Source organism: Streptomyces sp. WM4235, assembly GCF_001279725.1.
Classification (GTDB): Bacteria; Actinomycetota; Actinomycetes; order Streptomycetales; family Streptomycetaceae; genus Streptomyces.
Genome location: NZ_LGDE01000210.1, coordinates 1 through 934, shown reverse-complemented (window position 1 = coordinate 934; position 934 = coordinate 1). Strand labels below are relative to the sequence as shown.

The 934-nt window shown below is 65.7% G+C and carries 1 protein-coding gene; it reads left to right on the top strand.

The genetic code is table 11. The features are described 5' to 3' along the window. A partial coding sequence (locus tag ADK55_RS16235; RefSeq protein WP_053679357.1) for a transposase occupies positions 1 to 330 on the top strand: 330 nt, incomplete at its 5' end. Positions 331 to 934: the final 604 nt, after the last annotated feature.

The following is a 934-nucleotide window of genomic DNA, read 5'->3' as shown; positions in this document are numbered from 1 at the left end:
ATGATCACAGGTCACCAAACGAGACACGACCCCCACCGCGGCCGCCACTTCAAACCCCAACGCCTTCACGCCGACAAGGCATACGACGTTCCCCACCTGGGGAAATGGTTACGCGGCAAACGGATCGGAGTCCGTATCGCCCGCAAGGGCGTCGAGTCATCGGAACGACTCGGACGGCGCCGGTGGGTGATCGAGCGGACCATGTCCGGGCTCACCGGCTACCGTCGGCTCAACCACCGCTACGAACGCCACACCCGCAACTACCTGGCCTTTCTCGGTCTCGCCGCCGCCATCTGCTGCTACAAGCGGCTCGCCCGCCTCACCACATAGGACACGGTCTAAAGCAGCAAAGAGCGCGTGTGTACCGCAGTGGACACCGCCGACAGTGGGCCAAACAGGCACTGAAAGAGCGTTTTGTCCCGGCTGGGGTGTTTGGTAAGTAGCGTGGTGTCAGCGGATTGGGTCCACGCATGGAGGCGTGTGAGGAATCGCCCGTGGAGTGCGATGTGTGTGGACGGGCGATGTGGCGATGGCCGGCGCTGCCGTCGGTGACGCATTCGGAGATCTGGTCCTGTTCCTGGTGCTACGCCTCTACCGATGTGGGTGGTGAGTGGTTCGAGGTCGCGCGGCCGCCGTATTTGCCCGTGGGGATGCGTTGGGAGCGGGCTGTCGCGGACGGCCTTCCCGCCGACGTCTCCCACGCCTTCGGTATTTTCAACAGGACGCTGTGCGGAATCCAGAAAGCTGGCATGTCGCCGTCCGACTACTGGTGGCTGCCGGAGCGGGAGAACGCCTCCGGCGCTTGCCGGGAAGCGGCGGGGGGTCCCGGCGCTCGCGGGGCCTGATGACTCTACGGACGCGTCGACCTCCCGGGCGAGTCGGCGGTGCGCCTGGGCGAGCTGCGAGCGGACCGTGGCCTCGTCGACACCCATCA